We start from the raw sequence: 7684 nt of genomic DNA, 5'->3' as shown, positions 1-7684 counted from the left end.
GGGCGGGCCGGCCACGGCGCGCGCGAGACGAGCGCCACCGCGCCGAACAGCGCGGCCGTGCCGGCGAAACGGGCGAGCAGGAACAGGTTGGGATCGGCGTAGGGCTTGATTGCCCGCGCAACGATGAAGCCGGTGGACCAGAGTGCGACGAAAGCGGCGGCGACGATCGAGGTCAGCATGCGTGGCGGGCCGCGAGGCGGCCGGACAGAATCGTAAAGTCGGCCAGTATCGCGGGAAGCGATGCGGGCGTCTTGTCGAATCCTGCACTCATGCTGCGTGCCGCGCAGGCGGCCGTCGGTGCGGGCGGGGAGGTGCCGGGGGACGAGAGGCGCCGCCCCGGATGCGGAGCGGGCGAGCGTGAAGCCGCGGCGATCAGTCGATCGAGAACGTGTCGAGCGGCTGGTTGGCGCGTGCGTCGGTCGCGAAGCGCGCGGCGAGCTGTTCGTAGAGCCGGCGGGCCTCGTCGAGCGTCAGGTCGATCCAGTACGGATCGCCGGCCGCGTCGTTGAGACGTTCGGGCGGAAACTGGATTTCGATCACACTGCCTTTGCGATACATGGCGCGAGCCCCTTTGCTTGGTCTGTCGTTCGGCGAAGCGCAAAGTGTAGCAACCGGCGCCGCGCCGATTCGCGCGCGTCAGGCAATTCAGAATTTCGCTTTCGTGAAACGCGGCCTGGCGGGTTTCCCGGCGCAGTCAAATGCCGGTCAAACGGCCGTAATACAATGGACAGCTTACCCATTACCAGTCGCCTTGGGCGCACACGCGATGCTGGCGGAACAACGTCATCAATTCATCCTGTCGGAACTCGGACGGTCGGGCGCATTGTCGGTCGCGGAACTCGTCCGCTCGCTCGACGTGTCGCGCGAGACCGTGCGGCGCGACCTGAACGCACTGGCCGCACGCGGCCTGCTCGTGATGACGCACGGCGGCGCGCTGGCCGCGGATCGCCGCGAGCCGAGCCTGTCCGAGCGCGAAGCCGCGAACGCGGAAGCGAAGCGCACGATCGGGCGGCGCGCCGCCGAGTTCGTGCCCGACGATGCCTCGGTGCTGATCGATTCGGGCAGCACGCCGCACGCGGTTGCGCTCGCGCTCGCCGACCGGCACCGGCTGTCGATCTACACGAACGACTGGCGCACCGCGTTCGTGCTCGCGCGGCGCAACGGCAACCGCGTGACGCTGCTGGGCGGTGAGCTGTCCGACGACGAGGACGCCACCTTCGGGCTCGACACGATCCAGCAGCTTGCGCAGTACCACGTCGATTTCGCGTTCGTCGGCGCCGGCGGCATCACGCCCGACGGTGAATGCACCGACTACTCGCGGCTCGCGGCCGAAGTGCGCAGCCGGATGATCGCGGCGGCCGGCACCGCGATGATCGTCGCCGACCATTCGAAATTCGGCCGCGTGACGCCGGTGCGGATCAACGGCACCGCGGCGGCCCGCTATCTCGTGACCGAACGCACGCCCGACAAGGCCGTGCGCCGTGCGTTGACCGCACGCGGGATCGAACTGCTCGTGTGCGACTGACGCGCGTCCGACATACAAGGTTCATCGAACCGTCATTCCCAGGGAAGAACCGCCGTCAAGACTGACCCATTCACCTCGACCGGCCGCAAGGCCAGGGAGCAACGAATGACCGTCAGCGTGCGCAGCTATCTTTCCCCTACCCTGGTTCTGCTGGCCTTCGACTGGCCCGATGCGGCGTCGCGGTCCGATTTCCTCGGTTTCGCGATCCGGCGCACGCCGGGCTTCTGGTCGGCCGACGGCAAGACGCGCGCGCCGAACAGCTGGCTGCCGAACCGCCTGACGTTCGACGGCCCGGCCGCGCACACGCAGGGCGATGCGCCGACCGACCAGGCGCCGATCCAGAAATTCATGTGGTGGGACGCGCGCATCGATCCGCAGGATCGCGGCGCGTCGTTCCGCTATGACGTGTATCCGGTCGTCGGCACGCCGGCGAACCTGCAGGTGCTCGACGCGCAAGCCGGCGTGTGCGACGTCGTGCTGCCCGCGCATATCGAGGACGGCATCGGCACGTGGTTCAATCGCGCGGTGGTCAGCTCGCAGGCTTTCGCGAAGCAGGTCGCGGCGCTGGGCCTCGCGCCGAATGCGGCGCCAAGTGCCGCGCAGGCGCTGAAGCTGCGCACGTGGCTCGCGAACGACATGGAGCAGGTGTTCGCGGAGATGCTCGACCCGGCCTCGCGCGCGGCGTCGGCCGTCTATCACCTGACCGACACGCTGTGGGCGCTGCCCGCGTTCGAAGCGTTCGGACGCCAGCACGGCGAAGCGTCGCTCGCGATCGTCTACGACGCGCACACGACGGCGCGCAAGGGCAAGCCGCCGCTGCCGTCGCCGAACCAGCCGGCCGTCGATGCGTTGCAGGGGCTCGCGACGCTCGCGCCGCGCGACAAGACGCACATCATGCACGACAAGTTCATCGTGACCGATGCGTCGTCGAATGCGGTGCCCTCACGCGTGCTGACCGGTTCCGCGAACTTCACGACCGAGGGGCTGACGGAGCAGGCGAACGTGCTGCACGCGTTCGACTCGCCCGCGCTCGCCGCGCTGTACAACGATCGTGCGCATGCGCTGGCCGGGAATCCGTCGATCGCGGAGACGGCGAAGCTGTCGCCGGGCTGGTCGGAACCGATGACGATCGGCAGTGCGCAGGTGCGGCTCGCGTTTTCGCCGGAACCGGCGGGGCAGCGCACCGAGATCGACACGATCGTCGCCGCGATCGCGGCCGCAAAGCATTCGGTGTCGTTCTGCCTGTTCATGCCGACCGACGCGGCGCTGCGCGACGCGTGCTTCGCGGCTGGCGACCGCGGGCTGATGATGTTCGGGCTGGTGAACAAGATCAACGTCGGCAGTGCGACGAAGGCCGATGCCGAGCAGCAGGCCGGCCAGACGCTCGATGCAGCGACGCTCGCGAACCTCGAGCTGTACCACCGCAGTCGCGACAACCACGACGTGATCGATGCCGCGTATTTCTCGCCGGCCACCGTGCCGCAGGGTTTCGAGCCGGAATTGCGGTTGTTTCCGGGGGAACCGGCGCCGGCCTTTCCGCCCGTCGTGATCCACCACAAGTTCATCGTGATCGATGCGGAGGGCGCGAATCCGGTCGTCTATACGGGTTCGGCGAACATGAGCCGCAATTCCGAGCAGTACAACGACGAGAACCTGCTCGAGATTCGCAACCAGCGGATCGCGGCGATTTATCTTGCGGAATTCCTGCGGCTGTACGAGCACTACCGCGCGCGGGCATTGACGATCAATGCGAAACAGCGCGGCACGGATGGGGGCACGGGCGCGCATGCGCGGCTCGCGCTTGCGCCCGATTCGAGCTGGGCGAAGAAGTATTACGTGGCGGGAAGCCCGGAAGCGAAAGCACGGATCGCACTGGCGTCGACCGCGCCGACGGACTGACGCACGAGAGAACGACGGGCGCGGATGTCGCGCGCCCGGCGTGAGTCTGGCAGGGAAACCGGTTGCCGCCGCTTATGCAGCGACGTAGCGCAGCACGGCGTCGGCGATCGTATCGCGGTGCCGCGCGCGCAGGCGCGGTGCCGACGGATCGCGGCCGAATGCGGCGCCGAACGTGTAGCGGTTCGACACGCGGTGGAAGCAGAACGAGCTGATCAGCAGGTGCAGGTCGAACGCGTCGATGTCCTTGCGGAACGCACCGCTCGCCGCGCCGCGCTCGACCAGTTCCTCGAGCGTCTTGATGATGCTGACGTTGCGGTTCTTGAACGACTTGAGCTGTTCGAGATACTTCGCGCCGTGGATGTTCTCGATCGACACGAGGCGGACGAAGTCGCGATGCTTGTCGTGATAGTCGAACGTGAATTCGACGAGGCGGCGCATGCCTTCGCGCGGCTCCATGTCGCCGACGTGCAGTTCCTGCTCGAGCGCGCGGATGTCGCCGTACACCTTCTCCAGCACGGCCTCGTACAAGCCTTCCTTGCTTTCGAAGTAGTAGTAGAGCATCCGCTTCGTCGTGTTCGTGCGCTCGGCGATGGCATCGACGCGCGCACCGGCGAGGCCCATCGCGGAGAATTCCTGCGTGGCGACGTCGAGGATGTTGCGCTTGGTTTGCTCGGGATCGTATTTGCGCCGCGCATCGGACGGAAGCGCGCGGGTGTCGGACGTGGCGGCCTTGCTTCCTGCTTTCATGTGACTTTATTGTGGCTTCGGCGGCTTGGAAAAGGCATTCTAGCATGCGGGAAATCCCCGCCCGGCCGACCTTCCGCTCTAATCGGCAGGGCGGTTTCGGCCGCCGTGGCCGCCGCTCAGCGGCGGCAGGACGCGAGCGCGTCGCGGGCCTGGTACGCCGTGTACGTGAGCTGTGCGGCGGCGAGGCCCGCCAGCCCGAACGTGCGCGTGAGCCCGAACGCGTTGAAGCCTTCCGGCACCGGCCGGCCTTCGGCCAGCGTGGCCGCGAGCACTTCGCCGGCCACCGTGGTCGGCGCCATCCCGTGGCCGCCGAACGCGATCGCATGCCACACGCCGTCCGCGTCGCGGCCGATCTGCGGCATCTTGTGCCGCGCGTAGCTCATCAGCCCGCCCCACGCGTAATCGACCTTCACGCCTTCCAGTTGCGGATACACGCGCAGCAGGTCGCGCCGCAGCAGGCGCGCGATCGCGTCGGGGCCGCGGTCGAGCACGGAGATCCGGCCGCCCCACAGGATGCGCGTGTCCTTCAGCGGACGGTAATAGTCGAACGCGAAACGCGTGTCGTAGATCGCGTACGGCGCGTCGATCGCGTCGGGCAGGCGCGCGCCGAGCGGTTCGGTCGCGATCACGTAGGTCGCGATCGGCAGCACCGCGCGCTCGATGCGCGGCGACACGCCGCGCGCGTAGCCGCCGCCGGCGAACACGACGTCCTTTGCGCGCACCGTGCCCTGCGCCGTGCGCACGACGTACCCGGCGCCTTCGCGGGCGATGCCGAGCGCGGCCGAGCGTTCGTACACGCGTGCGCCGCCGCGCGAGGCGGCCGCCGCGACGCCGAGCACGTACTTCAGCGGATGGAAGTGGAAGGCGTTCGGCTCGAACAGGCCGCCGTAGTAGCGCTGCGTCTTCAGCCGCTTGCGCAGCGCGTCCGTGGAAACGGGTTCCCACTCGACGCCGAGTTCGTTCTTCATCAGCGTGCGCACGCTGTCGAGCCGGGACGGATCGTCGAACCAGTTCGCGAGCATCACGCCCTGGTCGACGATGTCGCAGTCGATGCCGTAGCGCGCGATCCGTGAGCGGATCAGGTCGACTGCATCGACGGTGAGCCGGTACAGCCGGCGCCCTTCGTCGCGGCCGAGCGTGCGCAGCAGGTCGGCGTTGTCGAGACTGTAGCCGCCGAAGACGAAGCCGCCGTTGCGGCCCGATGCGCCGAAGCCGACCCGTTCGCTGTCGAGCACGACGACGTCATGCACGCCGCGCTCGACGAGGCCGAGCGCCGTGCACAGGCCGGCGAGGCCGCCGCCGACGATGCAGACCTGCGTGTCGATCGTGCCGGTCAGTTGCGGGTAGGGCTGGCGGGTAACGGTGGCTTCGTAGAAGTTCTGCATGCGGTTTCGTTGACTCGTAACGGCGGGAAAACAGGCGGCGCGCGTCGATCTTGCCTGAACGTGCGCGCCGCGTCGAATGAGGGTTGTCCGGGCGCCGGCCGCCGTACTCGCGTGGCGGCCGGTGCAATGCGGGCCGATCCGCGCGATCAGGCGCCCGGCGTCGGGTTGGCCGGGCGGGCGACGTAGCCCGCGTAGCCGGTTTCAGCCTGCGGGGCGGGTTCGGGCGTCGCGTTGCGTTCGATCCACGGCGCGATCTCCATGTCTTCGTAGCGCACGAGACGGCATTTGCGCACGAGCGCGTAGCCGAGCCAGATCGCGAGGAAGAACGGCAGGCCGATGTAGGTCGCGGCGACGCCGACCCAGTCGATCTTGTCGGAGAAGAACGCCTGGTAATCCTGGCCGAGCGCGACGACCGCGCACAGCGCGAACGCGAACAGCGGGCCGAATGGGAACCACTTCGACCGGTACGGCAACTGGTCGAGCCGGTAGCCCTGCTTCAGGAAGCCCTTGCGGAACCGGTAGTGGCTGACCGCGATGCCGAGCCACGTGATGAAGCCGGCCATGCCCGACGTGTTCAGCAGCCACAGGTACACGGTCTTGTCGCCGTACAGCGACGTGAGGAAACACAACGCGCCGACGGCCGTCGTCGCATACAGCGCGTTGCGCGGCACGCCGCCGCGCGACAGCTTCGCGAAGATCCTCGGCGCACGGCCTTCGACCGCGAGGTTGTAGAGCATCCGCGTCGACGCGTACATGCCCGAGTTACCGGCCGACAGCACGGCCGTCAGGATCACCGCGTTCATCACGCCGGCCGCGAAGGCGAGGCCCGCGTGGCGGAACACGAGCGTGAACGGGCTCACGCCAATGTCGGTCACGTCGCTCTTCAGCAGGCTCGGGTCGGTATAGGGAATCAGCACGCCGATCACGAAGATCGCGAACACGTAGAACAGCAGGATGCGCCAGAAGATCTGGCTCACCGCGCGCGGGATCGTCGTGCGCGGGTTTTCCGATTCGCCGGCCGCGACGCCGATCATTTCGGTGCCCTGGAACGAGAAGCCCGCGATCATCGCGACGCCGAGCATCGTCGCCCAGCCGCCGGCGAACGGCGCGTCGCCGATCGTGAAGTTGCCCCAGCCCGCGCTCGGGCCGCCCTGCATGATCCCGAAGATCATCAGCAGGCCGACGCCGACGAACGCGAGCACCGTCAGCACCTTGATCAGCGCGAACCAGTATTCGGCTTCGCCGAAGCCGCGCACCGACAGCGCGTTGAGCGCGAAGATCAGCGTGAGGAACAGCGCGCTCCACCAGACGCCCGGCACATGCGGGAACCAGTAGTTCATCACGAGCTGGCCGGCGACGAGCTCCACAGCCAATGTCACGGCCCAGCTGTACCAGTAGTTCCAGCCGAGCGCGAAGCCGAAGCCTTCGTCGACGAACTTCGCGCCGTAGGTCGCGAACGAGCCCGACACCGGCATGAACGCGGCCATTTCACCGAGGCTCGTCATCAGGAAATAGACCATCAGGCCGATCACCATGTACGCGAGCATCGCGCCGCCGGGGCCGGCCTGCGAGATCGACGCGCCGGACGCGACGAACAGGCCCGTGCCGATCGAGCCGCCGATCGCGATCATCCGCAGATGGCGTGCCTGCAGTGCACGGTGGAGGGTCGGCTTCGCGGGCGGCGAGCCGGACGGGCGGGGTGAGTCGGGGCGGGCATCTGAATGCATGGCGGGCGCTGGGCGCTGTCTCCGGGATTGTTTTTCGGTGACGAAGCGCGACGCGTTGCCGGCCGCGGGCCGGGCAGCGGTGATGCGGTGCTGAAACGGGCCGGATGAACCGGGCCGCGATGCGTGTCGCCTTCGTCTGTCGTCCGGCAGCCGTCATGGCGGCCGGCGGCGCGCCGGGTGCGTTGCACCTCGACGTCGCAACGATTGTGTGTGCCCGGTGCACGGGCGGCAAACGATATTTCAGAACAGGGTGATGCGGCTTTGTCATCAACTTGCGCCACGTCGCCGCGTGCCGGACAGCCCGGTCATGGGCCTTGGACAAGTCCCATATCGGCAGAAAAACGCATCGTTTCGTCCCGCCTGGGTGTTGCGTTTTCGGAATGAAGTCGTGAGTTAATATC

The 7684-nt window shown here is 67.8% G+C and carries 6 protein-coding genes and 1 pseudogene; 2 read left to right on the top strand and 5 right to left on the bottom strand.

Annotation, left to right across the window (positions count from 1 at the left end; all coding sequences use genetic code 11):
• Positions 1-242: pseudogene (locus G3N93_RS41775) on the bottom strand (EamA/RhaT family transporter); the annotation flags it as partial.
• A gap of 130 nt (positions 243-372) precedes the next feature.
• Complete coding sequence (locus tag G3N93_RS30045; protein WP_006480515.1) at positions 373-558, bottom strand: hypothetical protein; 186 nt, start codon at positions 556-558, stop codon at positions 373-375.
• A 208-nt stretch (positions 559-766) separates the two neighbouring features.
• Between G3N93_RS30045 and G3N93_RS30040 the strand changes: the two genes are divergently transcribed.
• Together G3N93_RS30040 and G3N93_RS30035 are read left to right on the top strand one after the other, a co-directional pair.
• Positions 767-1525, top strand: coding sequence for a DeoR/GlpR family DNA-binding transcription regulator (locus tag G3N93_RS30040; RefSeq protein WP_011353988.1), 759 nt, complete (start codon positions 767-769; stop codon positions 1523-1525).
• 105 nt (positions 1526-1630) lie between these two features.
• Entirely contained in the window at positions 1631-3424 is a 1794-nt protein-coding gene (locus G3N93_RS30035) for a phospholipase D-like domain-containing protein (RefSeq protein WP_206134579.1), read from the top strand.
• 72 nt (positions 3425-3496) lie between these two features.
• Here G3N93_RS30035 and G3N93_RS30030 read toward each other — a convergent pair whose 3' ends face one another.
• From G3N93_RS30030 to G3N93_RS30020, 3 genes are all read right to left on the bottom strand, one after another.
• Positions 3497-4171, bottom strand: a complete 675-nt coding sequence (locus G3N93_RS30030) for a TetR family transcriptional regulator (RefSeq protein ID WP_011353990.1) — start codon at positions 4169-4171, stop codon at positions 3497-3499.
• A 116-nt stretch (positions 4172-4287) separates the two neighbouring features.
• Positions 4288-5556 carry an FAD-binding oxidoreductase gene (locus G3N93_RS30025; RefSeq protein WP_174942290.1) on the bottom strand — a complete coding sequence of 423 codons (1269 nt, stop codon included), beginning with the start codon at positions 5554-5556 and terminating at the stop codon, positions 4288-4290.
• 146 nt (positions 5557-5702) lie between these two features.
• Positions 5703-7283, bottom strand: a complete 1581-nt coding sequence (locus G3N93_RS30020) for an amino acid permease (RefSeq protein ID WP_174942289.1) — start codon at positions 7281-7283, stop codon at positions 5703-5705.
• Positions 7284-7684 lie beyond the last annotated feature (401 nt).

Origin of the sequence: Burkholderia sp. Se-20378, from assembly GCF_017104665.1 — a bacterium.
Lineage (GTDB): Bacteria > Pseudomonadota > Gammaproteobacteria > Burkholderiales > Burkholderiaceae > Burkholderia > Burkholderia lata.
This window is presented reverse-complemented; position numbering and strand designations above follow the sequence as displayed.